The sequence below is a fragment of the Streptomyces sp. NPDC001513 genome, assembly GCF_042894695.1.
Taxonomy (GTDB): Bacteria; Actinomycetota; Actinomycetes; order Streptomycetales; family Streptomycetaceae; genus Streptomyces.
The window spans coordinates 171,635-195,831 of sequence record NZ_JBIAVU010000001.1 but is presented as its reverse complement, the minus strand read 5'-3'; the positions used below and the strand labels follow the sequence as shown (position 1 = coordinate 195,831).

Genomic DNA, 24,197 nt, shown 5'->3' with positions numbered 1-24,197 from the left:
CTTCCCCCGCCCGTTCCCCACCCCCCTCGCCGGTCCGGATCCAGGAGTACGACGTGCCCTCGCACACCTTCACCGTCAACGGGCAGAGCGTCACCGTGGACGCGCCCGACGACCTGCCCCTGCTGTGGGTGCTCCGCGACATGCTGGGAGTCCGCGGCCCCAAGTACGGCTGCGGGGTGGACGTCTGCAAGGCCTGCACGAGCCACCTCGACGGCGCCGACGTCCGCCCGTGCGTGGTGCCCGTCTCCGCGTGCGCGGGCAGGTCGGTGACCACCATCGAGGGGCTGGCGAACGGGGACGAACTGCACCCGGTCCAGGAGGCCTGGCTCGAACAGGACGTCGCCCAGTGCGGCTTCTGCCAGCCCGGCCAGATCATGGCCGCCGTCGCCCTGCTCAAGCGCACGAGCGAGCCCACGGACGAGGACATCGACGCCATCGCCAACATCTGCCGCTGCGGCACGTACTTCCGCATCCGCGAGGCCATCCGCAGCGCGGCCGCCAGGATGTGAGCGGCGGCGGGTCCCGGACTTCCCCCGTGAATGCCGGGACCCGGCCGCTCGTGGCCAAACCTACGCGGCCCGGCGGTCGTTGACAGGGTTCGCCGTGCCCAGTGACCGGGCGAGACGGGTATCACAGCGCACAGTGAGCGGCGGGTGGTTGAATGCGCCCGTGCCCCGGTCCGACGACGTCCTCAAACTGCACCGGCTCGCCCACGCCGGAGGATCGGCGGCGCTGCTGGAGTGGCTCTCCGCCCGCCTCGGCGGATGGACCGGGGTCGTGGACGCCGGGCGGGGCCCGGGGCCGGAGACCGCCGTGCGGGGCGCCGCCGAGCTGAGCGCCCGCGGCGTGCGGTCGGCCGTCCTGCACGCCCCCGGCTCCGCCACGCTGCTGTTCGCGCTGGACGACGGGCGCGCGCTGGCCGCCGTACTGGAACAGCCGCACCACCCCGACGCCGCCGCCCTGCTCGCGAACGCCGCCGTACCGCTGGCGCTCGTCCTGCGCGCCGAGGAGGCCGCGCGGCGGGAGGAGCGGGCCGCGCGCGCCGAGTCGCGGGCCCGCGAGGCGGTGCTGCACCTGCTGATGAACGGGCGGCTCTCCACCGCCCACCAGATCGCCGAGGCGCTGGGGCCCTCGCTGCCCGAGCCGATGCGGATGTACGTCGTCGAATGCCGCACCGGCCGGCGCGCCGAAGTGGCGCGGCGGTGCGAGGAGCTGACGGACGGCCGGGCCTGGATCGTGCGCTGCCCGGTCTACGTACGCCACCTCATCGTGCTGGTCCCGGCCGGCCCGGCGGCGGTGTCCGCCGGCCACGACCCGCTCGCCGAGGCTCTGGTGGCGGTGGCCCCGGACAGCACGGTCGGGGTCAGTGGCGAGCTGCGCCTGCGCGAGGCCCCGGCCGCCTACCAGCAGGCCTTCCACGCCCTGGCCGTGGCCCGGGAACGGGGCGAGCGGCACGCCCGCTTCGGGCCCGGCCCCGAGCTGGTGCTCGCCGCGCACGAGGCCGGGGCCGGCTGGGCCGAGGCCCTGCTCGCGCCCCTGTACGCGTACGAGCCCCGGCGCCCCCAGGACCCCGGCGGCCAGGAACTGCGCGCCACCGCCCACGCCTGGCTGAACTTCGCCGCGCACGCCACGCGGCTGCTGAAGATCCACCGCAACACCCTGGCCGCCAGGCTCCGGCTGGTCGAGGCGCTGCTCGGGCTGGACCTCGCGCGCCTCGGGGACCAGGCGGCGCTCTCGCTGGCGCTGCGGCTGACCCCGGGGGCGTGGCGGGGGAAGGGGGTGGCCGCGGCGGCCGCCCCCGGTCTCGACGCGGTGCTGCGCGATCCGCGCGTGACGGCCTGGGCCCGTGCCCAGCTGAGCGCGCTGAGCGGACCGGACGCCCCGTCGGGTGCCCGGACCACGGTCCGCGCCTGGCTGGCGCACGACGCGCAACTCGCGGCGGCGGCCGCGGCGCTGGGCGTCTCCGTCCCGGGCGCCCGCAAGCGGCTGACCCGGATCGAGGTGCTGCTGGAACGCTCCCTGCTGCAGTCCCCGAGTGCCCGGCACGACCTGTGGCTGGCTCACCGGGCGGAGGAGCTCGCCGGGTGACACAAGCCGCAAAAGGGATGATCGGCGAAAAGAATCGACGATCATGCCCGAATGAGGCGAATCAATGCGAAACGCGTGCTGGTCGGTGAACCGCTCGACACCACGCGCCTGGGCGAGACCCTGCTGCCCAAACGGCTCGCCCTGCCGATCTTCTGCAGCGACCCGCTCTCCTCCGTCGCCTACGCCACCGAGGAGATCCTGCTGATCCTGGCCCTCGGCGGCGTCGCACTGCTCCACCTCACCTGGTACGCGGCCGCCGCCATCGTCTTCCTGCTCGTGGTGGTCGTCGCCTCCTACCGGCAGACCTGCCACGCCTATCCCGGCGGGGGCGGCGCGTACGTCGTCAGCGCGGAGAACCTCGGCCAGACCGCCGCGCTCACCGCCGCGAGCGCCCTGCTCGTCGACTACGTGATGACCGTCGCGGTCTCGGTCGTCTCCGGCGTCTCCGCCATCACCTCCGCCATTCCCTCGCTGGACGACCACGAAGTGGCCCTGTCGGTCGCCTTCGTGGTGCTGCTCACCCTGATGAACCTGCGCGGCGTACGGGAGTCGGGCCGGGTGTTCGCCATCCCCACCTACGGTTTCGTCCTCGTCATCTACCTGATGTTCGCCGTCGCCGCCGTACGCCTCGGGACCGGCGAGACCATCCGCGCCGAATCCGCCGACCTGCCGATCATCGCGGAAGGCACCTACACCGGAATCGCCCTGGTCTTCCTCGCGATGCGCGCCTTCGCCTCCGGCTGCACCGCCCTCACCGGCGTCGAGGCGATCAGCAACGGCGTACCCGCCTTCCGCAAGCCCAAGGCCAGGAACGCGGCGACCACGCTCGCCGCGATGGGCGCGCTCTCGGCCACGATGTTCATGGGCATCACGGCCCTGGCCATGTCGTACCAGGTACACGTCGCGGCCGACCCCACCGAACTGGGCCTGCCGCCCGGCACCGACACCTCCACCGCCCTCGCCCAGATCGGCCGCGCCACCTTCGGCAGCTGGCACTTCCTCTTCTACCTGCTCCAGGCGGTCACCGCCGGCGTCCTGATCCTCGCGGCGAACACCGCCTTCAACGGCTTCCCGATGCTCGCCTCGATCCTGGCCAGAGACCGGTACGCACCCCGCCAGCTCTCCAATCGCGGCGACCGGCTCGTCTACTCCAACGGCGTCGTACTCCTCGCCCTCGCCGCGATCGCCCTCATCGTCGCCTTCGACGCCCAGCTGACCCGCCTCATCCAGCTCTACATCATCGGCGTCTTCGTCTCCTTCACCCTCTCCCAGTCCGGCATGGTCCGGCACTGGGGCAAGGAGCTCGCCTCACCCGCCACCCCGCGCGAGGAGCGCGTCCACATCCACCGCAGGCGCGCCATCAACGCGGTCGGCGCCTCCATGACCGCGCTGGTCCTGGTCATCGTCCTGCTCACCAAGTTCACGCACGGGGCCTGGCTCGTCGTCATCGCCATGCCGCTGCTCTTCCTCGGCATGAAGGGCGTACGCCGCCACTACGACCAGGTCGCCCGGCAGGTCGCCGTGGCCCCCCACGCCAAACCGCGCAAGCCGGCCCGCCACCACGTCCTCGTGCTGGTCGCCGCCGTGCAGGCCCCGACGCTCAAGGCCATCGGCTACGCGCAGGGGCTGCGCCCCGACACCCTGACGGCGGTCACCGTGGCCGCGGACGAGGGGGAGGCGGCCCGGCTGCGTGAGGCCTGGGCCGCGCACGATCCGGGGCTCCCCCTGAAGATCCTGCACTCGCCCTACCGCGAGGTGGTGGGCCCGATCATGGCCCACATCGAGGAACTCGCCGCGGAAGCCGCCACGGACGTGCTGTCGGTGGTGATCCCGGAGTACGTCGTCGGGCACTGGTGGGAACAGCCGCTGCACAACCAGAACGCCCTGCGGCTGAAGGCACGGCTGCTGTTCACGCCGGGCGTCGCGGTGATCGACGTCCCGTACCTGCTGGAGTCGGCGAAGTCCGCCCGGCCCGCTGGGCAGGAGGGATAGGAGGGGTAGGCGCCTCTCCGGCCCCTTGCCGGCCCGCGGAGGGCCGGCCGGCCGCGTGCGTGCCCGCCGTGTGCGGGGCCGCGGCGTGCTGGACCACCGCCGCGTGCGCCAGCGCCAGTTCCACCACGTGCCGCGGGTCGGTGAGGGAGCGGCCGGTGAGCTGCTCCAGGCGGCGCAGCCGGTTGGAGACGGTGTTGCGGTGGCAGTACAGCCGCTGCGCGGCGTACGTGGTCGAGCCCTGACAGGCGAGCCAGGTCCCGAGGGTGGTCAGCAGGGTCCGCCGGTCCTCGGCGGGCAGGGCGAGCACCGGTCCCAGCACCACCTGCCGCAGCCGGCCCGCGAGTTCGGCCTGGCCGGCGACCAGCGCCGCCGGCAGCCGTTCGTCCAGCAGCGCCGTGCGCGGACCGCCGGATTCGGGAGCCGTGCGCAGCGCCAGGGCCGCCAGCCGGTGCGCCCCGGCCAGCTCGGCCGCCGCCGCGACGACCGGGCTGACCCCGGCGCGCAGCCCGAGCGGCGCGAGCAGCTCCCGTACGGACTCCAGCGGATGGTGGCCCAGCTCAACCAGGCCGATCTCCCCGTCGCCGCGGATCCGCCACAGCACGCGCGGAGCGGTGGCTCCGGCCTTGGCGGCGGCCGGGCCGGCGGACAGGCCCTCGCCGCCGGATCCCACCACGACCACCGCGAAGCGGCCGCGCTCCGGCAGGCCCAGCCGCGCCGCGGCCTCCGCGGCCGTCGGCCCCCCGTCGGCCGCCGGCCCGTCGAGCAGGACGTCCAGCAGGGCCGCCCGGCGCTCCTTTTCGCGGTCGGCGCGCACGGCCTCGGTGCGGTGGTACGACTCGGTGAGGGCGTCCGTCAGCTGGTCCAGGACGTCCCATAACGCGGGCGCACCGGGCAGCAGCCGGGGCAGCGCCGTCCGGTCGTGCGCGGCCACGGCCTCGGTGAGGGTCTGCCAGAGCAGCCGGCCGCCGCGGCGGTAGGTGCGCAGCAGAGAGGCGAGCGGCAGCCCCTGTTCGGCCCGCAGCGCGCCCGTCGCCCGAGCGTCGGCGAGCTCGACGGGCAGCCCCCGCGAGCTGCGGACCAGGCCCTCGACGGCCTGGCGGAGGTGGTGGTGGATCCGCTCGCGCAGCTCGGCCCGGCCGAGCAGGGCGGCGTAGGCGGGATCCTCGGTCAGCGTCCGGTCGGCGAGCCGGTCCGCCGCGACGGCGAGCCGGCGGGACAGGTCCTCGCGTATCTCCTCGATGATCCGCTCCATGACGGGCAGCCTGACACGGGGGAGGGGACGGTGGGGAGGGCCCGGAGACGGCACATCCGCTACCGTGTGCGAATCACTGCACTTGCAGTGATCACCGGATGTGCCTCACGCGGTGTGCCGCACCCACCCCCAGGGACCGCCCATGCGCCAGAATCCGCAGCGCCGCGCCGCGCTGCTCGACGCCGCCATCGAAGTCCTGGCGCGCGAGGGCTCGCGCGGCCTGACGCTGCGCGCGGTGGACGCCGAGGCCGGGGTGCCCACGGGCACCGCCTCGAACTACTTCGCCAACCGGGCCCAGTTGCTCGTGCAGATCCTGCACCGGACCCGGGAACGGCTGACGCCGGAGCTGGCGGACCTGGCCGGCCCGCTGGACACCAAGGTGCTGCTGACCCTGCTGCTGGAGCGGATGCGACGCGAGCGCAGCGTGCACATCGCGATGCTGGAGCTGCGGCTGGAGGGCACCCGGCGCCCCGAACTCCAGGCGGAACTGGCCGGGTTCCAGGGCGAGGAGCTGGAGGCGAACATCGCCTGGCACCTGGAGGCGGGCCTGCCCGGGGACCGGCAGGGCGTGGTCCTGCTGTACCTCGCCATGCTGGGCCTGATCGTGGACGACCTGACCGCGCCGGCGATGCTGGAGGCCCACCCGGTGGAGGGGCTCATCGAGACGTTGGTCGAGCGCCTCCTCCCGCAGCGGCCCGCGGACTGACTATCGTGCCGGTGAGGGAGCACCGGCATCGCGGGGGAGACCGTGGGGAGTCCAGGGATGGCGCACATGGCCGAGGGCGGAGCCGGCGCGGCCGGCGGAATCCAGTGGCTGGCCGACTGGGACGGGTGGTTCGTCGGCCTGACCTTCGCCCGGGGCATCGGCCCCGACGAACTCGCCGCGCGGCTCGGCGCGCTCCCGGGGGTCCGGCCCGGGCCGCTGGGCGCGCCGGCCGCCTGGAGCATGGTCACGGAGACGGTCGACGGGGACGGCGTGGCCCGTGTCGGCCGGTGGGGCGACTGGTCGTTCGCCGTGGAGCACGGCCTGCCGGCCGGCGCGGAACGGCTCGCCGAGGTCTCCCGCGGCGGCGTCGAGGCCGTCCACCTCGATCCGCAGCCCGACCACCCGCCCAAGCAGTTCGCGTACGCCCGCAACGGCGAGCTGGTGTGCTGCTTCGGCCTCGGCGAGGAATGCTGGCGCGGCGGCCATCAGCCGGACTTCCTGCTTCCGGAGCTGATCGCGGCCAAGATACTCGCCCCGGACGGCGCGTGCGTCCGCCCCGACGAGGAACCGTACGAGGTGCGCGACCGCCACACCCTCGCCGTCCTGGAACACCGCTTCGGGCTGTCGCTGCCGCGCCGCCTGATCGAGGACACCCCGCTCCCGGCGTACGTGACGTGCACGCGGTAGCGGGACCGGACGGCTACCGGGCCGAACCGGTACCGACCGGGAGGTATCCGGTGATCTTATGCTCAGGTTTACGCGAGTCAGCTGGTTTTGCGGCCGGTGACCGACTTTGATGGGTTTGCCAGGCCTCGTACCGAGTAGGGGGACTCATCATGAGTACCGACCACACGCACAAGGACAGCGCACCCACCCTGATCGGTTCCGTGCAGCGCGCACTGCGCCTCGTGGAAGCGATGTACGCCGAAGGCGGGGCGACGGCCAAACGGCTGGCGCGGGTCACCGGGATCCCCCTGCCGACCGTCTACCACCTGCTCCGCACCCTCAGCCACGAGGGCTACGTCCAGCGCGAGGGAGGCTCTTTTCGCCTCGCGGACGATCTCCCGCTCGCTTCGTGATCAAATATCGACGCGTTCCGGCCAAGCTCTCACGCGCTTCATGGCATGTTCCAGCGGAAAATGCCAGAACGCCCTTTCGTACTGTGGAAGTTGAGTAAGTTCCCTCCTGTCGCGCCGTACGACCGTGCAAACAGCACGTCCGGCCGGGAGGGGAGCCCGCGTGCCCGGGATCGACGAATGCCTGCTCGAAGCCATGGCCCTGCCTGGTGCGCGGGGGGCCGCGCTGGTCGACTGGAGCAGCGGACTGGCCCTCGGCACCGCCGGGGAGTCGCCCGTGGGCGACCACGAGACCACCGCCGCCGAGACCGCCGAGCTGGCCCGGGCGGCCGCCGAGTACGAGTCCTTCGCCTCGACGGCGCCGGGCGATGACACGGCGGGACCGCCCGTCGAGGACCTGATCGTCACGACCCGCACCGGCTACCACGTCCTGCGCTTCGTCGACACGAGCTTCGACAGCAGCGTTTTCCTGCACCTGTGGCTCGACCGGACCGAGGGCAACCTCGCGATGGCCCGCCACAGACTCAGGGCCCTGGCCGAAGGGCTGGTGCTCAGATGACCACGCCGGCCCCGGCCCCGGCCGCGAACGCCTTCGCCGCCGTCTCCCCGCTCCTCACCCGGCTCGCCGCGGAACGCGCCACCGGCGCCCTGCTCCGCGACCGCGGCACCCTCTTCCTGGAGGACGGCCGCATCGTGCACGCGGAGAGTCCGGCCACCCCCGGCCTCGACGTCCTGCTCACCACCGGCGGCGGCCTCGCCCCCGAGCGCTGGCGCGAGGCGGTCGACCGGGCCGGCGCCCGCCGCCAGGTCGCCCGCTTCCTCGTGGACAGCGGCGGGCTCGCCGGCGGGGAGCTGGAGATCTGCCACCTCGCCGCCATCTTCGACGCCGCGTTCTTCGCACTGTCCCCCGGCACCGGGCCCTCGCGGTTCCGCCGCGGCGCCACCCACTGGATCGGCTCGGTCCGCTCCGTGCCGGCCGCCGCCGTCGAGCGCGAGACGCGCCGCCGCCGGGAACTGCTCGACGCGGTCTGGCCCTACCCGCTGCTCGACACCGCCCCCGTGGTGCCCCGGGCGGCCGCGCCCGGCCAGACGGTCAGCGCCCGGCAGCGGATCCTGCTGCGCGCGGCCGACGGGGTGCGCACCCCGGCGGACCTCGCGTGGGTGCTGGGCCGGCCCGCCTTCCACACGCTGCTCGACGTACGGCGCCTCGCGGCGGCCGGACTGGTCGAAACACCGCACACCCCGGCTCCGCCGCCGGTCGCGGTACCCCTGCCCGACTGGATGACCCAGGCCCAATCCCCGGACGTGGCGCTGCTCCGCCGGTTACGCGACGCACTGGAGGCAAGCCTGTGAGGCTCCCGCTGCGACCGGCCCTGCGCGCCGACCGCTCCGAGCGAAGGCAGCCCGAAAGGAGAAAGGCCGACATGAGTACGGTGCCCCCCGAGGCGGAGGCCGAGATACTCGCCGAGCTCCGCAGGCTGCGGGCCCGGGTACCCCAGCTCACCGGTGCGCTCGCCGCGAGCGCCGACGGCCTCGTCCTCGCCCACGACAGCGCCGCCGCCGAGGTCGAATCCGTCGCGGCCCTGACCGCGGCCGCCCTCGGGGTGGCCCAGCGGCTGAGCGACTGCACCGGGCAGGGCGCGTTCCGCGAACTGCTGGTGCGGGGCGAGGACGGATACGTGGCCACCTACGCGGCGGGCATGGCGGCCGTCCTCACCCTGACCGCGGAGCCCCGCGTCAACGTCGGGCGCCTCCACCTGGAGGCACGCCGCTCCAGCCTCCGGATCGCCGAGCTGATCGACCACACCCTCGGGCGGCGCGGCTCCGGCGTCCCGCCCCTGCCCCCGCTGCCGCCCGCCCTGCCCACCTGACCCCCGTACGGCGCCACCGGACCGAACCGGAACCGCACCGCCACGGCGGACAACGCAACAAACGACGCAACGAACGACACAACGAAAGAAGAAAGAGGAACCCCTCATGGCAAACGTCGAGACCACACTCAAGGCAGCCACCACCACCATCGAAGGCGCACTCGGCGCCGCCCTGGTCGACTACGGCAGCGGCATGGCCCTCGGGACCGTCGGCGGCGGAAAGGACCTCGACCTCACGGTCGCCGCCGCCGGCAACACGGACGTGGTCCGCGCCAAGGTCCGCACGATGGAGATGCTCGGCCTCAAGGACGAGATCGAGGACATCCTCATCACCCTGGGCAGCCAGTACCACCTGATCCGTCTGCTGAAGGGCCGGGGCACCTCGGGCTTCTTCCTCTACCTCGCCCTCGACAAGGGCCGGGCCAACCTCGCGATGGCCCGCCACCAGCTGAAGGCGATCGAGGCCGACCTCGAGGTCTGACCCGGGTCCGCTACGTCGAGGTGGCGGGCGGCTTAAATCTTTGCCGTCCGCCCCGGCGATCAGCTGTGGTATGCCCGATAAGGGAGGAGTTCATGATTCTGCCACCTAGTAGGATGCTGTGAGCAGCTGATCATCGATAAAGCACCAAACGCTGGAGAACCCGCCACCCATGCCCCCGCGCCTGAGCATCGTCGTCCCCGTCTACAACGTCGAGCTCTACCTCGACGAGTGCCTGGAATCCATCGCCGCTCAGACCTTCGGCGACTTCGAGGCCATCCTCGTGGACGACGGGTCCACGGACACCAGCGCCGTCATAGCCAAGGCCTTCGCGGCCCGGGACAAGCGCTTCCGCGTCGTGATGCAGGAGAACGCCGGACTCGGCGCCGCACGCAACGCCGGCGCCCGCCACGTCCACCCGGACAGCGAGTATCTGGCCTTCGTCGACAGCGACGACACCATGCCGGACTACGCCTACCAGCGCATGATCGACGCCCTCGACAAGACGGGCTCCGACTTCGCCGGCGGCAACGTCAAGCGCTTCCGCTCGGTCGGCATGAACCAGTCGTGGGGCCACCGGGCCGCCTTCGCCAAGACCCAGCTGAAGACCCACATCTCCAAGTTCCCGGCGCTGGTCACCGACCGCACCGCGTGGAACAAGGTCTACCGGCGCACCTTCTGGGACGAGCACGGCTTCCAGTACCCGGAGGGCATCCTCTACGAGGACGCCCCGGTCAGCATCCCCGCGCACTACTTCGCGTCCAGCGTCGACATCATCAGCGACTGCGTCTACCACTGGCGCGTCCGCGAGACCGGCGAGCGCTCCATCACCCAGCGCTCCACCGACCCGATCTCCCTGATCGACCGCGTGAAGTCCGTCCGCCTGGTCCGCGAGTCCCTCAAGGCCAAGCAGGGCGCCAAGTACGTCCGTTACCTGCGCGACTACGACTACAACGTGCTGAGCGAGGAACTCCCGCTCATCTACAAGTACGTCGCCGAGGGCGGCGCCGACTTCCGCGCCGCCTTCGTCAAGGAGGTCGGCGGCCTCGTCCGCGAGATCGGCACCGGCCCCTGGCCCGACCTGACCGTCGCCGACCGCCTCAAGGCCTACCTTGCCGGCGAGGGCCGCGTAGAGGACTTCATCGCGCTCCTGCACCACCAGCGCGACTACCACTACAGCGTGCCGGTCAAGGGCCTCGCCCGCCCGCAGGCCGACTACCCCTTCCTGCAGGGCCGCCCGCCGGTCCCCGCCAAGGTCCTCACCCTCGGCCCGCGCGAGCGCCGGGTCGTCAGCCGCCTGGAGCAGGCGGCCTGGGCCGACGGCAAGCTGCTGCTGCGCGGCTACGCCCTCCCCGGCCACCTCGGCGCGGAGAGCCGCCTCGGCTCGCGCAAGATGCTGGTCTTCCGAGAGGGGGGCAAGCGCCGCCGCTCCGTCGTCAGCACCCGTACGGTCGCCTCCCCGATGGCCACCGTGAAGTCCCCGCACCTCGCCCTGCGGCACGCCGACTGGGCCGGCTTCACCGCCGCCGTCGACCCCTCGATCTTCCAGTCGGGCGGCAAGTGGCGCGAGGGAATATGGACCACGTCCATCGCCGTCACCGGAGCCGGCGGCCTGCACCGCGCCCGCCTGCGCGGCGGCGAGCACGACACGGGCCAGAACCCGCCCCCGTACTGGGTGGCCCCCGACGTCCGGATCGTCCCGGCCGTCTCCGGCGCCCTCACCCTCCAGGTGGAGATCGCCCGCGCCCGCGCCCTGGACGTCCACCCCGCCGGTGACGACGCCGTCGAGATCACCGGCGAGCTCTCCGCCGAGGCCGGCGCCGCGTCCGCACTGCGGGCCGTCCACGTCACCACCGGTGCCGTCCTCAGCTTCCCGCTGGAGACCGCCGCGGCCCGCTCCGGCCGCGTCCCGTTCACCGCGCGCGTCCCGCTGGCCGAGCTGGCCGCCGTGGCGGACGCCGAGGTCGAGCCCGGCGAGTGGGCCCCCGAGCCGTGGAGCCTCTCCGTGCTCGGCGCCGACGGCACCGAGCACCGCCTGGTCCACGACGAGCGCGGCGGCTTCAACGGCCTGGTCCTGCCCCTGCCCGGGGAGGCCGGCGACCGCTCCCTGTTCGCCAAGCGCGGCAACACCGGACACCTGACCCTCTCCGTGCAGCCCTCCCCGCCGCTCGTCGACGAGGTCACGGCCGAGGACGGCACCGTGACCCTGCGGGGCCGGTTCGTGGCGCCCGCCGACGAGCCGTACGAGCTCGTGCTGCACAACGCGCACGGCGTGGAGTTCAGCTACCCGGTCACCCGTGACGGGGACGCCTTCGCGACCACCTTCCAGCCCGTGCTCGCCGAGGCGTACGCCGGCCGGACCACGATCCCCGAGGGCCGCTGGTGGCCCACGCTGCGCCCGGCCGCCCAGGGCGGAACCACCGCGGGCCTGCTCGGCGTCGACCGCGGCGCCCCCGTGCAGATGGGGCCGGGCCTGCTCTTCGCCGGCCCGCACCCCTTCAGCACGCAGGGCCGCCGGATGCGGATCGAGACCCGCTTCCACGACCGCATGGTGCTGGTGGCCGACCCGCTGCTGAGCCCGCACGACCGCTCGCACTTCGCCCAGCGCGTCGCCCGGTTCGAGACCTACCCGGCGCAGCGCGCCCTGCCGGTCAAGGACATCGTGGTCTACGACACCTTCCAGGGGCACGGCGCCGGCGACTCGCCGCGCGCCATCCACGAGGAGCTCGTGCGCCGCGGCGAGAAGCTGGAGCACATCTGGCTGGTCCGTGACGGCCGCGCCGAGGTGCCGTCCACCGCCCGCGCCGTGCAGTACGGCAGCGTGGAGTGGTGGGAGGTGCTGGCCCGCGCCCGCTACGTCGTGACCAACGACAACGTGCCGCAGCTCTTCCAGCGCCGCGCCGGCCAGGTCGTCGTACAGACCTGGCACGGCACGCCGATCAAGCAGATCGGGCACGACTTCGTGCACGACTACTACACGAGCCCGGAGATCCTGGAGGGGCTGGAGCACGACAGTGCCCAGTGGTCCCTGCTGGCTTCCCCGAGCTCCTACGCCACCCCGATCCTCAAGCGCGCCCTCGGCTTCGACGGCGAGGTCATCGAGGCCGGCAGCCCGCGTACGGACGCACTCGTACGGCCCGACGCCGAGCGGATCGCGGAGGTCCGGCGGCGGCTCGGCCTGCCCGAGGGCAAGAAGGTCGTCCTCTACATGCCGACGTGGCGGGAGAACTGCGAGGGCTGGTCGGGCGGCTACAAGCTCGACCTGCGGATCGACCTGGAGCAGGCCCGTCGTGAGCTGGGCGAGGACCACGTGCTGCTGGTCCGCGGCCACCACCACGTGACCGAGCAGGTCCGCGAGGGCGTCCGCGACGGTTTCGTCGTCGACGTGTCCCGCTGGCCCGATGCCACCGATCTGCTGCTGGTCGCCGATGTCCTGATCTCGGACTACTCCTCCGCGATCTTCGACTTCGCGCACACCGACAAGCCGATCCTGCTCTTCACGTACGACCTGGCGCACTACCGCGGCACGCTGCGCGGCTTCAACTTCGACCTGGAGGAGAAGGCGCCCGGCCCGCTGCTGGCGGACTCGGCGAGCCTGATCGAGGCCGTGCGCAACGCCGACGAGGTCGGGGCGCAGTACGCCGACGCGCGGGCGGCGTTCCGCGAGGAGTTCTGCGACCTGGACGAGGGCAACGCCGCCGAGCGCGTCGTCGACCGCATGCTCGCCATGGGTGCGGCGCCCGCGAAGTAGGCCGTACGGGCGAATTCCCGGCTGAACGCAGACCGGCCCCGGGCCCACCGATGAATTTCGGGCCCGGGGCCGGTCTGTATGTGAGGACGGTATCCACCGTCCACACACCGGCCTGGAGGCAGAGATGAGCGGCAACGGTTTCACCACGTGTCTGTGGTTCGACGGCGATGCGGAAGCGGCCGCCGAGTACTACCTGTCCGTGTTCAAGGACGGCAGGCTCGGCCGGATCGCCCGCTACACGGAGGCGAACCCCGGGGTCGAGGGTTCGGTGATGACCGTCGAGTTCGAGATCAACGGGCAGAAGTTCGTCGGTCTCAACGGCGGACCGCAGTTCCCCTTCACCGAGGCGATCTCCTTCATGATCGACTGCGCCGACGAGTCCGAGGCCGACTACTACTACGACACACTCACCAAGGACGGCGGCCAGGAGTCCGCCTGCGGCTGGGTCAAGGACAGGTTCGGGGTGTCCTGGCAGGTCGTCCCGCCGGGTGCCATCGAGCTGGTCAGCGACCCGGACCCGAAGCGGGCCGCCCGGGCCACCGCCGCGATGATGAAGATGAAGAAGCTGGACGTGGCGGAAATGCGCCGGGCGGCCGACGCGGCGTAGCACCGCGACGGCGTGGATCAGGGCGCCGCGATCCGGGCCAGCAGCGCGGGCAGGGCGGTGCCGATCGGCTCGCGGACGACCTCGTCGGCCAGGGAGTCGTACGGGGTCTCCTCGGCGTTCACGATGATCAGCCGGGCTCCGGCCTCGGCGGCCATCCCGGCCAGTGACGCGGCCGGCTGCACCTGGAGGGTGGACCCGACGGCGATGAAGACCTGGCACCCCTTGGCCACGGCCATGGCCTGCCCCAGCACCACGGGGTCGAGCCGCTGCCCGAACATCACGGTCGCCGCTTTCAGGATCCCGCCGCACGCCGGGCAGGCGGGGTCCGGTTCCCCGGCGGCGACCCGGGCCAGCGCCTCGTCCATGCCCGAGCGGGCGTGACAGTCCGTGCACACCACCGACCGGGCGGTGCCGTGCAGCTCGAACACCTTGCGCGCGGGCATCCCGGCGAGCTGGTGCAGCCCGTCCACGTTCTGGGTGATGACCCGGACCGGGGTGCCGCCGCGTTCGAGTTCGGCCACGGCCAGGTGCGCGGCGTTCGGCCGTGCTCCGAGGGCGGCGAGCTCGGCCCGCATCAGCCAGGACCGGCGCCGGATCTCCGGATCGGCCATGTAGTACTCGTAGGTCACGAGCTTCTCGGCGTCCGGCTCCCGGCGCCACAGGCCCTGTGGCCCCCGGTAGTCCGGAATTCCGGAGTCGGTGGACATCCCGGCCCCGCTGAACACTGCGACAAGCGGCTTCCCCATGCACCGACCCTACGTACCGGGACCGCGCGCTCGCGACCGCATTACCGGGCCCCGGCCGCGCCCCGACCGATCCCCGACCGAGCCCCGGCCGCGAGCGGGCCGCCGCCAGGCCGGAGGGTCGTTTCTGCGGTGAATCCCGCCCCCCACAGGAGTGAGATCCGCGCGGCTCCCTCCCCGTACAGCGGCCAGCCGGGTACAAAACCGGACATGATGCTCAAGCCGCACAGCCTTGGCGCCCTGCTGGTGACCCTGCTCGCGCTGCCGGCACTGCCGTCCGTCCCCGCCCACGCAGCGCCAGCCGCGCACGTCGCGCCCGTCGCGCCCGTCGCGATCGCGGAGGGGCACACCGCCGATCAGATCAGCCGCTTCCTCGCCACCTTCTACGGCCAGCACGGCCCCTCCCCGCACGACCGGGAAGCCGGCGTCTCGCAGACCCTCAAGGACAGACAGCAGGTGAGTACGGACTCCGACGTCCTGCTGTGCTCCCAGAACGCACCGCAGAACATCGGCATCGGCCCGGTCACCGTGGCCCAGGCGGCCGGGGTCGGCTGGGCCACCGTCACCACCCAGTGGGCCGGCGGGGTCACCGATACCTTCACCGCGTACGTCCGCCTCGACTCCAAGCCCATCCGGCTCGACGACGTCATCTGCGCGGGCTGACATCCGTACGGTGAGCCGCGGGGCCTTCCGTAGGGTGGGCGCATGCCGACGACGACCGCGACCACCACCGTCCTCCACTGCTGCGACCCGATGAACGAGCGCCGGGCCGACGCCCACTTCGCGGCGGAGGCCCGGCAGCTGCGCGCCGTCGGCGGCACGGCCCTGCTCGTCGACCACGACGCGCTGCTCGCCGGGGACGCCGAGCGGGCGGTGGCGCGGGTGCCCGAGGGGGCGGGAGCCGTCTGGTACCGGGGCTGGATGGTCCCCGCGGAGCGGTACGCCGCACTGGACGCGGCCCTGCGCCGGCGCGGCGCCGAACTCGTCGTCACCCCCGAGGCGTACCGCCGGGCGCATGAACTCCCCGGCTGGTACGAGACCTTCGCCGGCCTCACCCCCGTCAGCGGCTGGCTGCCGACCGCCCCCGGGGAGGTCCCGGACCGGCAGCGGCTCGCGGCCCTCGCCTCGGGCCTGCCGCCGGGCGCCGCCGTCGTCAAGGACTACGTGAAGTCCCGCAAGCACGAGTGGGACGAAGCCTGTTACGTGCCCGACCTCGCCGACCCGGCCGCATTGCACCGCGTGGTCGCACGCTTCGTCGCGCTCCAGGACGAGTTCCTCGCGGGCGGGGTGGTGCTGAGGGCCTTCGAGACCTTCGTCGCGCCGCCGGCGGCGGCCGCGGAGATACGGGTCTGGTGGCGGGACGGGGTCCCCCGGCTGGTCACCGCCCACCCCGACAGCCCGGTCGCCGAGGTCCCGGAGCTCCCCGAGCCGGACCTCGAACCGGTCCGGGCGGCCGTCGGGGCGCTGGACTGCCCCTTCGTGACCACCGATCTCGCGCTGCGCGCGGACGGGGTCTGGCGGGTCGTCGAAGTGGGCGACGGGCAGGTCAGCGACCTCCACCGGGAGGCCGATCAGGCCGCATTCGTACGGCTTTTGACGACCGATCAGGCACTCCTGCGCACACCGGCCGCATCTGGTACAACACCGGCATGACGGGATTCGAGATCACCGGCGCGAGCGCCGCCGACATGGAACTGATGCGCGGCTGGGCCGACGAGGAGGGCTGGAACCCGGGGGACTCGGACCGGTTCGCCTTCGCGGTCGCCGACCCGGAGGGCTTCCTCCTCGGCCGGCTCGACGGCGAACCGGTGGCCTGCATCTCCGCCGTCCGGTACGGGGCCGGCTTCGGCTTCATCGGCCTCTACATCGCCCGCCCCGCCTTCCGCGGCCGGGGCTACGGCATCCGGCTGTGGGACGCCGGGATGGAGCGCCTCGAGGGCCGGCTCGTCGGACTGGACGGAGTCGTCGCCCAGCAGGACAACTACCGCAAGTCCGGCTTCCGTCACGCCTGGAACAACGCCCGCTACGAGGGTGTCCCCGAGGGGGCCGACGACGGCGACGGCGGGGCCGGGATCACGATCGTCGACGCGGCCTCGCTGCCCTTCGGCCTGCTCGCCGCCTACGACCGGCGGTTCTTCCCCGAACCGCGCCCCGCCTTCCTGTCGGCCTGGACCGGGCTGCCCGGCCGGACGGCACTCGCCGCCGTCCGCGACGGCCGGATCGAGGGCCTCGGCGTGATCCGCCCGTGCAGCGCGGCCCACCGGATCGGACCGCTGTACGCGGCCGATCCGGCGGTGGCGGCCGCCCTGCTGGGGCGGCTAGCCGAGCACGCGCCCGGTGGTCTGGTCTCCGTGGACGTGCCGGACGCCAACCCGCGGGCCACGGCACTGCTCGCGGGCCTGGGCCTGGTCGAGGTCTTCGAGACCGCCCGGATGTACACCGGCCCGGCCCCGGACCTCGCACTGACCGAGCTGTTCGGGGTGACCAGCCTCGAACTGGGCTGAGGGAAAGGGTGGTTGGTTGCGTCACCCGTGGGCTGCGCACGACCCCTGGGGCCGGACGGCGGTCGCACGGCGCCGCCCGGCCCGTCGTGGCGTGCGGGATCAGGAGCGGGATCAGAAGTCGAACAGCACGCCCGTGGTGTTCCGGAAGCCGCACGGATTGGCGAAGGTGTACGTGTAGTTGAGCCGGCGGCCCTGCCACACCCCGTCGGCCGTGACCGTCATCGGGTTCCACTCCCTCGTACACACCGCGTCGGCGGCCGGGGCCGTGAGCGGGTCCAGCCGGGAACCGTTCGCGCGTAACTCGGCGCACGCGGCGACCGGGTTCGGGTGCGTCCCGCCCGGCGTCGGCGAGCAGACGAGCGTCACCGCACGCAGCACCGTGCCGCTTCCGGCGTCCTGACCGGCCGTCACGCCGAGCACGAGCGCGGACGGCGCGTACATGCTCTCCGTACCGGTCGGCGCGGCTCCGGCCGTACCCGGCCAGGCCAGTGCGGTGAGCGCGGTGAGCGCCATGGCGGCGGAACCGAGCCCGAGACCCCTTGCGATGGACCGCATTTCGAACACTCCCTTGGGTTGGTGTTTCGGATAGCGGACAGAGTCTTGCTCACGCGGGCCGTGAACGCCCGTTCGCACCCCCATTTTTCGTCACCCATCGTGTACGGATGAGTGCAGACCGCAGCCGCGTGAACGAGCTGACCTGTGCGGGAGCAGTCCGCCGAATCGGCCGAACACCGACACGAAATCCCCCCGAAACCTTTGAATTTCCGGCTGTGATCGGCCCGGACGGGGCCTGGTACCCCTCCGGGGGTAGGGCCGGCCCTACCCCCGGAACACCCTCCAGGCCCGCTGTGCCGAGCCCTCCGGGACGGTTGGGTCGAGGCATGGAAAACGACGCGATCCAACTCAGGGACGTCAGCCGGGTCCACGGCGCCGGCGACCAGGCGGTCACCGCCCTCGACCAGGTCTCCCTCGACTTCCCCCAAGGCACCTTCACCGCCGTCATGGGCCCCTCCGGCTCCGGCAAGTCCACCCTGCTGCAGTGCGCCGCCGGACTCGACCGCCCCACCTCCGGCACCGTCACCGTCGGCGGCACGGAACTGGGCGGCCTGAGCGAGACCCGGCTGACCCTGCTGCGCCGGAACCGGATCGGCTTCGTCTTCCAGGCCTTCAACCTGCTGCCCGCCCTGACCGCCGAGCAGAACGTCGCCCTGCCGCTGCGCCTCGCCGGCCGCCGCCCCGCCAAGGCCGAGGTCCGCGAGGTCCTGGCCCGGGTGGGCCTGGGCGACCGCGCCCGGCACCGGCCCGCGCAGCTGTCCGGCGGCCAGCAGCAGCGCGTGGCCCTGGCCCGCGCCCTGATCACCCGCCCCGACGTGCTCTTCGGCGACGAGCCCACCGGCGCCCTCGACTCACGGACCGGCCGCGAGGTGCTCACCCTGCTCCGGGCCATGGTCGACACCGACCGCCAGACGGTCGTCATGGTCACCCACGACCCGGTGGCCGCCTCCTGCGCGGACCGCGTCGTCTTCCTCACCGACGGCCGCCTGTGCGGCGAACTGGGCGGCGCGAGCGCCCCGGACATCGCCGCCCGCATGACGGCGCTGGAGGCCGCGCCGTGCTGAGTATCGCCCTGCGCACCGCGCGCACCCGCTGGGTCACCTACGCCGGCAGCTTCCTCGCCCTGGCCCTCGGCGTCGGCCTGATCGCCACCATGGGTCTCGCGCTCGCCGCCACCCTGGACGCCCCGCAGCGCGCGCCCGAACGATTCGCCCAGGCCCCCGTCGTCGTCAAGGGCAACGACATCCTCCGCGTCCCCGGCCCCAACGGGGAGCGCACCGGCGCCCTCGCCCACCCCAAGCCCGTCGCCCCCGACCTCGCACAACGGCTCGCCGCCCTCGGCCGGACCACCGAGGACCGGTCCTTCCCCGTCCGCGCCGAAGGCGCACCCGAGCAACTCGTCGGCCACCCCTGGTCGGTCGCCGCCTTCGCCCCGTACGCCCTCGACGCGGGCCGCGCCCCGCAGTCCGACGAGGAGGTCGTCACCACCGGCTGGGCCCGGACCGGCACCCGGCTGACCACCGACCGCGGACCCGCCACCGTCGTCGGCACCGTCACGGCCCCCGGCGGCCGACTCGGCTTCGAGGACGCCGTGTTCTGGACCGACGCCCGCGCCTCCCGGCTGTCACCCGCCATCGACCAGCTCGTCGTCGCCGCCGACCCGGCCGCCGTACGGGCCGCCGTGGGCCAGGACCCCGACGTACGGGTCCTGACCGGCCCGGACCGCCGCCACGCCGACCCCGACCCGGAGCGCGACAGCGAGGCACTGCTCGCCGTGAACGCCCTGCTCGGCACCGCCGGCGGGGTCACCGGCTTCGTCTCCGTCTTCGTCGTCGCCTCCACCTTCGCCTTCGCCGTCGCCCAGCGCCGCAAGGAGTTCGCCCTGCTGCGCACCGCCGGCGCCACCCCGGGCCAGGTCCGCCGCACGGTGTTCGCCGAGGCGCTGGTCCTCGGCGTGGCGGCCTCCGCCGCGGGCTGCCTGCTGGGGGCGTACGGGGCACCCGTGCTCGCCCGATGGCTGGTGGACGAGGGCATCGCACCGCACGGGTTCGCCCTCGGCGACGCCGACTGGCCCCTGCACGCCGCCTTCTGGACCGGGCTGCTCGTCGCCCTCGCCGGAGTCGTCGCCGCCTCCTGGCGGGCGGGCCGGGTCGGACCCACCGAGGCCCTGCGCGAAGCCGCCGTCGAGACGAGGACCATGACCCCGGGCCGCTGGATCCTCGGCTCCGCCCTGCTGCTGGCCGGCGTCGGCACCCTCGCGCACACCCTGCTCACCGACCCGTCGGACCTGCTCCACCGCAAGACGTACACCAGCCGCCCGATGCTGTTCATCGTCGCGTTCGCCCTGCTGTCCCCGGTGCTCGTCCGGCCACTGGTCCGGCTGATCGCCTGGCTCCCGGCCCAACTGCCGGGCGCCGGCGGGATGCTGATCCGGGAGAACGCGGCCGCGGGTACCCGCCGTACGGCGGCCATCGCCGCCCCCGTCCTCGTCACCGTGGCCCTCGCCGGATCCCTGCTCGGCACCACCGCCACCCTCAATGAGGCCAAGGCCGCCGAGATCCGGCGGCAGACCACCGCCGACTTCGTCATCACGGGAGGGGCGGGCGGCTTCGACCGGGCGGCCGTCGACCGGATCCGGTCCGTGCCCGGCACCGAGGTCTGCGCCACCGCCGCGACCGCACTCCACGTCCTGGAGGAAGGCGTGGCGCTGATCCGCTCCGACGCCCGCGCCGCCGACCCGAAGGACCTCGCCCGGACCGCCGAACCGCCTCTGGTCGCAGGCCGGCTCGGCGACCTCGACGACGACTCCGTCATCGTCACGCAGGAGTGGGAGCGGCACACCGTCGGATCGAGCGTCGACGTGTGGCTGGGCGACGGCACCCGCAAGACCCTGCGGATCGCCGCCGTGATGAGCACCGGCACCGGCAACAATGGGGCCTACGTCACCCCGGCCAACGCCCCCGGAGCGCCGGTGGACCGGATCGACGTACGGCTCGCCCCGGGCGCGGACCCCACGGCGGTGGCCTCCGGACTGGCCGAGGCCGCCCGCCCGACCGGCGGCCGGGTCCTGACCAAGGACCAGTGGACGGCGGCCCGTCACCCCGGGACCAAGCGCACCACCCGGCTGGGCTTCCTGCTGGTCCTCGGCATCGCCCTGCTCTACACCGGCATCGCGCTCGCCAACACCCTCGTGATGGCCACCGCGGACCGGGCCCGGGAGCTCGCACTGCTGCGCCTCGCCGGCGCCACCCGGTGGCAGGTGCTCCGGCTGGTGGCGGGGGAGTCCCTGACGGTCGTCCTCGTCGGTGCGGTCGCCGGCTCCCTGGTCGCCGTCCTCAACCTGGCCGGAATCCGGTGGGCCCTGGGCCTGCTGGAGGTCCCGAGCGGCATCGTGGTCCCGTGGGACGCCCTCGGCGCGACGGTCGCGGCCTGCGCGGCCCTCGCGGTGGCCGCGGCCGTCGCCCCGGCCGCGCGGGCCCTGCGACGCCGCCCGGCCGAACGGGCCGGCGTGCATGACTGAGGGGTGTCCTGCCGATCGGCAGGACACCCCTTGGCGTGCCTCGAAGAGGAGTTGTCCCGACGGAAGACGCCGGTTCAGGAAGCGGAGCGGAGCGAACCGGTGCTCGTGCCGCTGGAGTCGCCCACGAAGCAGGTGACCTCGCGGTCGCCGAACGCCCAGGTGCTGGGCTGCGGGTAGTAGTAGAAAACGCCCAGCTTGTCCGAGACGTTCGCGTTCTTGCCCACGTAGTCGGTCAGCGCCGTACCGGAGCACTTCTCCTCGGCGATCGAGACGACCTTGTCCTTGCCCGGGTACGCACCGTCGTCCAGGTTGAAGACGGCGAACGCCTCGCCCTCGTGCGCCTGGTCGCAGGGCACGATCTTCACCGAGTAGCCGGCCTGGGCGCCGTCCTCGTCCTCGTACTCCGCCAGGTCCCCGCCCGTGTTGAAGCAGTCGCCCTTGCGGATGTCCTGCACCTTGCTGGAGCCCGACCCGGTGACCTGGCCACCGGTGTCGCGCTTCGGCGCGGGGCCGGCGTCCAGCCCCCCCGCTCAGTGCGAGGGCCAGCGCCACACCGGTGAACGCGAGGGTCACGCAGTGGATGACGATGGCCGCGACGGCCAGGCCCTTGCCCTTCTCACCCCGGGTGCGGATCTGGGAGAGGGCGATGATGCCGAGGATCAGCGGAACCAGCGGCAGCGCGCAGACGAGCGACATGACGAACGCGACGATGGCCAGCGCGTTGGTCTTCTGTGACACCGGCGGCTGCCCCTGCCAGCCCTGCGGGCCGCCGTACGGCCCCGGTTGCCCCGGCTGCCCGTACGGTCCGGACTGCGGGTACGGCTGCGGGGACGACGGCGGCTGCGGTGGTATGGACATCCGTGTGGAGCTCCTTGCTCAGAGGGTGAGACGCAACCAACAGCCAGGCGGTGACATCGCCTCCGGCGACGGGCGGCACGGATCGGACCACACCGACATACCTGCCCATGGTTTTATGTCGCGCCTACGCTACCCCTCTGAGACGGCGGGAGTTGCCGTGGGGTGGGGATGAAGAGACCCGCAGGGGCGCGCGGCGGGTTCAGTTCTGCGACTGGAGCTTCCTCGTCAGGAGTCCGCCGCCCACGATCAGGGCCACGCCGAGCCACCACGCGTTGGCGTCGAAGACGAGGACGGCGATCCCGATCGGCACCAACAGTCCGGCCAGGGGCAGCAGCAGCCCGGCCAGGCGGAGCGGTTCGGGCGCCTGGCCGGCCGCCTCGCGGGCGGCGCGGGCCCGGACCACGTCCGGGTACCAGCCGGTGAAGCGGAGCGCCCCGACGATCGCCAGGATCTGGATGATCCAGCCGGTCCAGATGTTGTTCGGGTTGTGCAGGACCAGGTCCCCGTACGCGCCCGCGATGGCCGTCACCAGGAAGGCCAGCCCCCACACCGCCGTGATGACGTAGTTGGTGCGGACGAAGCCGGGTGTGTGCCACAGGGCCGGATCGACCTGCTCGCGGGCGTACTGGAGGGTGAAGGGCATCCCCACGGCCATGGAGCCGAAGGCGATCACGGCGAGGGTGATGCTCGCGACCTCGCCCGCATAGGTCTCCAGCCAGCGCAGCGTGCCCTCGCTCGCCAGGGCCCCGACCACCGCCAGCGCGGCGAAGAAGACCACGTCAGCCACTTCCAGCAGCTTCCAGGAGCTGCCCCGGTTGACCACGTGGCTCAGGACGACCAGGGTGACGGCCGCCGCCAGGGCGATCGCGACCGAGATCTCGAAGCGCCCCGGTCCGACCAGCAGGGAGAAAAGGATCCAGGGAGCCATCCCGACGACAGGGTTCTCCAGGAATCCGGACACCGGTCCGCTGCCCGTGCCACTAGCCTCGGTTCGCACCCCTCCATCGTGCGCGGCCGCCCGTCGACCGGCCATTCGGGGACCGGACCGCCGCTCCGGGACCCGCACGGCCCGCTCCACCGGCCCGGCGGCACGATCCGAAGGAGACGGCCCGGACACCCCCTAGCCCGCCGCGCTCAGGCGGGGGGCGTACAGGTCCAGCAGCCGGGTGCGGGTCTGCTGGAGCCGCATCGCGAGCACCCGCCCGACCCAGTGCCCGATCGCGGACCCGAAGGCGGGATCGGCGTCCATCAGCATCCGTACGGCCGCCGCGTCGAACTCGTACGCACGCACCGGCGTCATCGCCTCCGCGCCGAGCTGCCACACGTACGGAGGGAACAACCAGGACCAGCCCACCAGCTCACCGGGGCCGAGGTTCTCCACGGCCGCGGCCCGGCGGCCGGTCACGGGGATCTCCAGGGTCACCGTGCCGGAGCGCACGATCCAGAAGGAATCCGCCCGGTGTCCCTCGTCGAAGATCCGCGCGTTCTCCGGGAAATTGACCTCGTGGGCCTGGGACATCAGACGTCCACGATGCTCCGTGGACAGGACGGCAGCGATGCGGATGGGGGAAGGTGTGCTCACGACGGCCTCCGATCACGACCCCCCGGCGACGCTCCTTTTCTCCCAGTGTCGCCGACACCCGCCCGATCCCGGCCGGCCCGGACCGTCTTTCTTCCGGACCTGATTCCGGACGCGATTCCGGACCGGCTTCCGGACCGACCGCGGAACCCTCACCTCCGGCCACCCGGCGGGCCCGGTGGCCCGGCGATCGCCCCCCGGGCAGGTCCTATTCCTCGGCGTTCGGCTCCAGGCAGGCCAGCTCCATCGCGTCCAGCACCGCCTCGTGGCTGCGCCCGCTGAGCTCGGCGACGTTCTCGATCTGGGCCGTCGCCCAGGACGCCAGCGTCATCACCAGCACCCGCAGCCCGTCCGTGCCGTGCTCGGCCAGGACGGCGTCGGCGACGACCATGGCGTCCTCGGGAACCTGCTCGGGCGGCTCCAGGCCCGCGAGGCCGCGCAGCATGGTGAGGGTGCGGCGGGAGATCTCCGGGGTCATCCCCGCCAGCCGCATGTCTTCTTCTTCGTCCATCCGCCCCACCTCCGGTGCCGTGCCCATCACCTCAGGGCACGGTAGAGGCGCGCGGGCCCGCGCGGGGCAGTTTCCGCAGGGTGACCCTGCGTGACCCCCGGCGGGG

At 73.1% G+C, this 24,197-nt stretch carries 24 protein-coding genes and 1 pseudogene; 17 read left to right on the top strand and 8 right to left on the bottom strand.

Features of this window, described 5'->3' with window-relative positions; all coding sequences use genetic code 11:
- The first annotated feature begins 53 nt into the window (after positions 1-53).
- The 3 genes from ACFYZ4_RS01050 to ACFYZ4_RS01040 all read left to right on the top strand — a co-directional run bounded on the left by ACFYZ4_RS01050 (position 54) and on the right by ACFYZ4_RS01040 (position 4,080).
- Positions 54-509, top strand: a complete 456-nt coding sequence (locus ACFYZ4_RS01050; RefSeq protein ID WP_351299682.1) for a (2Fe-2S)-binding protein — start codon at positions 54-56, stop codon at positions 507-509.
- 160 nt (positions 510-669) lie between these two features.
- Positions 670-2,088 (top strand): PucR family transcriptional regulator, encoded by a 1,419-nt coding sequence (locus ACFYZ4_RS01045; RefSeq protein WP_390782612.1) that lies wholly within the window; start codon positions 670-672, stop codon positions 2,086-2,088.
- 51 nt (positions 2,089-2,139) lie between these two features.
- Positions 2,140-4,080: an APC family permease gene (locus ACFYZ4_RS01040; protein ID WP_384343162.1), complete on the top strand. Its 1,941-nt coding sequence runs from the start codon at positions 2,140-2,142 to the stop codon at positions 4,078-4,080.
- Here the strand turns inward: ACFYZ4_RS01040 and ACFYZ4_RS01035 are convergent.
- A complete protein-coding gene (locus tag ACFYZ4_RS01035) occupies positions 3,998-5,332 on the bottom strand; it encodes a helix-turn-helix domain-containing protein (RefSeq protein WP_390782611.1) in 1,335 nt (444 codons plus the stop codon). The genes ACFYZ4_RS01040 and ACFYZ4_RS01035 overlap by 83 nt on opposite strands.
- Positions 5,333-5,474: 142 nt before the next feature.
- Here ACFYZ4_RS01035 and ACFYZ4_RS01030 point away from each other — a divergent pair, with 142 nt between their 5' ends.
- The 9 genes from ACFYZ4_RS01030 (at position 5,475) to ACFYZ4_RS00990 (ending at position 13,821) form a co-directional block, all read left to right on the top strand.
- A complete protein-coding gene (locus ACFYZ4_RS01030; RefSeq protein WP_390782610.1) occupies positions 5,475-6,038 on the top strand; it encodes a TetR/AcrR family transcriptional regulator in 564 nt (187 codons plus the stop codon).
- A gap of 66 nt (positions 6,039-6,104) precedes the next feature.
- Positions 6,105-6,725, top strand: a complete 621-nt coding sequence (locus ACFYZ4_RS01025) for a DUF6461 domain-containing protein (RefSeq protein ID WP_390782609.1) — start codon at positions 6,105-6,107, stop codon at positions 6,723-6,725.
- Between the two features lie 149 nt (positions 6,726-6,874).
- Positions 6,875-7,117, top strand: a complete 243-nt coding sequence (locus tag ACFYZ4_RS01020) for a helix-turn-helix domain-containing protein (protein WP_384343170.1) — start codon at positions 6,875-6,877, stop codon at positions 7,115-7,117.
- Between the two features lie 160 nt (positions 7,118-7,277).
- The gene (locus ACFYZ4_RS01015) at positions 7,278-7,673 is read left to right on the top strand and encodes a hypothetical protein (protein WP_351301886.1); all 396 of its coding nucleotides are present in this window, start codon (positions 7,278-7,280) and stop codon (positions 7,671-7,673) included.
- On the top strand, positions 7,670-8,467 hold the full coding sequence (locus tag ACFYZ4_RS01010) for a transcriptional regulator (protein ID WP_351301889.1): 798 nt from the start codon (positions 7,670-7,672) through the stop codon (positions 8,465-8,467). The genes ACFYZ4_RS01015 and ACFYZ4_RS01010 overlap by 4 nt, the downstream gene beginning before the upstream one ends.
- 71 nt (positions 8,468-8,538) lie before the next feature.
- Positions 8,539-8,985: a roadblock/LC7 domain-containing protein gene (locus tag ACFYZ4_RS01005; protein WP_384343174.1), complete on the top strand. Its 447-nt coding sequence runs from the start codon at positions 8,539-8,541 to the stop codon at positions 8,983-8,985.
- A gap of 106 nt (positions 8,986-9,091) precedes the next feature.
- Positions 9,092-9,466 (top strand): hypothetical protein, encoded by a 375-nt coding sequence (locus tag ACFYZ4_RS01000; protein ID WP_351301892.1) that lies wholly within the window; start codon positions 9,092-9,094, stop codon positions 9,464-9,466.
- Positions 9,467-9,635: 169 nt separating this feature from the next.
- A complete protein-coding gene (locus tag ACFYZ4_RS00995; protein WP_390782608.1) occupies positions 9,636-13,214 on the top strand; it encodes a CDP-glycerol glycerophosphotransferase family protein in 3,579 nt (1,192 codons plus the stop codon).
- Positions 13,215-13,338: 124 nt separating this feature from the next.
- On the top strand, positions 13,339-13,821 hold the full coding sequence (locus ACFYZ4_RS00990) for a VOC family protein (RefSeq protein WP_390782607.1): 483 nt from the start codon (positions 13,339-13,341) through the stop codon (positions 13,819-13,821).
- Between the two features lie 17 nt (positions 13,822-13,838).
- Here the strand turns inward: ACFYZ4_RS00990 and ACFYZ4_RS00985 are convergent, their stop codons facing one another.
- A complete protein-coding gene (locus ACFYZ4_RS00985; protein ID WP_351301900.1) occupies positions 13,839-14,567 on the bottom strand; it encodes a Sir2 family NAD-dependent protein deacetylase in 729 nt (242 codons plus the stop codon).
- Between the two features lie 207 nt (positions 14,568-14,774).
- Between ACFYZ4_RS00985 and ACFYZ4_RS00980 the strand changes: the two genes are divergently transcribed.
- From ACFYZ4_RS00980 to ACFYZ4_RS00970, 3 genes are read left to right on the top strand one after another with little or no spacing between them, the layout of a single operon-like run.
- Positions 14,775-15,227, top strand: coding sequence for a hypothetical protein (locus ACFYZ4_RS00980; protein WP_351301903.1), 453 nt, complete (start codon positions 14,775-14,777; stop codon positions 15,225-15,227).
- 42 nt (positions 15,228-15,269) lie between these two features.
- Positions 15,270-16,217, top strand: coding sequence for an ATP-grasp domain-containing protein (locus tag ACFYZ4_RS00975; protein ID WP_390782606.1), 948 nt, complete (start codon positions 15,270-15,272; stop codon positions 16,215-16,217).
- Positions 16,214-17,068 (top strand): GNAT family N-acetyltransferase, encoded by an 855-nt coding sequence (locus tag ACFYZ4_RS00970; RefSeq protein ID WP_351301909.1) that lies wholly within the window; start codon positions 16,214-16,216, stop codon positions 17,066-17,068. Before ACFYZ4_RS00975 ends, ACFYZ4_RS00970 begins: the two co-directional genes overlap by 4 nt.
- Positions 17,069-17,179: 111 nt before the next feature.
- Here the strand turns inward: ACFYZ4_RS00970 and ACFYZ4_RS00965 are convergent, their stop codons facing one another.
- Positions 17,180-17,623 (bottom strand): subtilase-type protease inhibitor, encoded by a 444-nt coding sequence (locus ACFYZ4_RS00965; protein ID WP_351301912.1) that lies wholly within the window; start codon positions 17,621-17,623, stop codon positions 17,180-17,182.
- Between the two features lie 326 nt (positions 17,624-17,949).
- Between ACFYZ4_RS00965 and ACFYZ4_RS00960 the strand changes: the two genes are divergently transcribed.
- Together ACFYZ4_RS00960 and ACFYZ4_RS00955 are read left to right on the top strand one after the other, a co-directional pair.
- Positions 17,950-18,687, top strand: a complete 738-nt coding sequence (locus tag ACFYZ4_RS00960) for an ABC transporter ATP-binding protein (RefSeq protein WP_390782605.1) — start codon at positions 17,950-17,952, stop codon at positions 18,685-18,687.
- A complete protein-coding gene (locus ACFYZ4_RS00955) occupies positions 18,681-21,143 on the top strand; it encodes an FtsX-like permease family protein (RefSeq protein WP_390782604.1) in 2,463 nt (820 codons plus the stop codon). Before ACFYZ4_RS00960 ends, ACFYZ4_RS00955 begins: the two co-directional genes overlap by 7 nt.
- A gap of 74 nt (positions 21,144-21,217) precedes the next feature.
- Here the strand turns inward: ACFYZ4_RS00955 and ACFYZ4_RS00950 are convergent, their stop codons facing one another.
- The 5 genes and pseudogenes from ACFYZ4_RS00950 to ACFYZ4_RS00930 all read right to left on the bottom strand — a co-directional run bounded on the left by ACFYZ4_RS00950 (position 21,218) and on the right by ACFYZ4_RS00930 (position 24,091).
- On the bottom strand, positions 21,218-21,598 hold the full coding sequence (locus tag ACFYZ4_RS00950; RefSeq protein ID WP_390782603.1) for a septum formation family protein: 381 nt from the start codon (positions 21,596-21,598) through the stop codon (positions 21,218-21,220).
- A gap of 106 nt (positions 21,599-21,704) precedes the next feature.
- Positions 21,705-22,001 (bottom strand): annotated as a pseudogene (locus tag ACFYZ4_RS00945) (DUF4190 domain-containing protein); the annotation flags it as partial.
- Between the two features lie 199 nt (positions 22,002-22,200).
- Positions 22,201-22,998 (bottom strand): hypothetical protein, encoded by a 798-nt coding sequence (locus ACFYZ4_RS00940; RefSeq protein WP_351304277.1) that lies wholly within the window; start codon positions 22,996-22,998, stop codon positions 22,201-22,203.
- A gap of 123 nt (positions 22,999-23,121) precedes the next feature.
- Positions 23,122-23,583: a Crp/Fnr family transcriptional regulator gene (locus tag ACFYZ4_RS00935; RefSeq protein WP_384343204.1), complete on the bottom strand. Its 462-nt coding sequence runs from the start codon at positions 23,581-23,583 to the stop codon at positions 23,122-23,124.
- A gap of 205 nt (positions 23,584-23,788) precedes the next feature.
- Positions 23,789-24,091 carry a hypothetical protein gene (locus ACFYZ4_RS00930; RefSeq protein WP_384343207.1) on the bottom strand — a complete coding sequence of 101 codons (303 nt, stop codon included), beginning with the start codon at positions 24,089-24,091 and terminating at the stop codon, positions 23,789-23,791.
- Positions 24,092-24,197 lie beyond the last annotated feature (106 nt).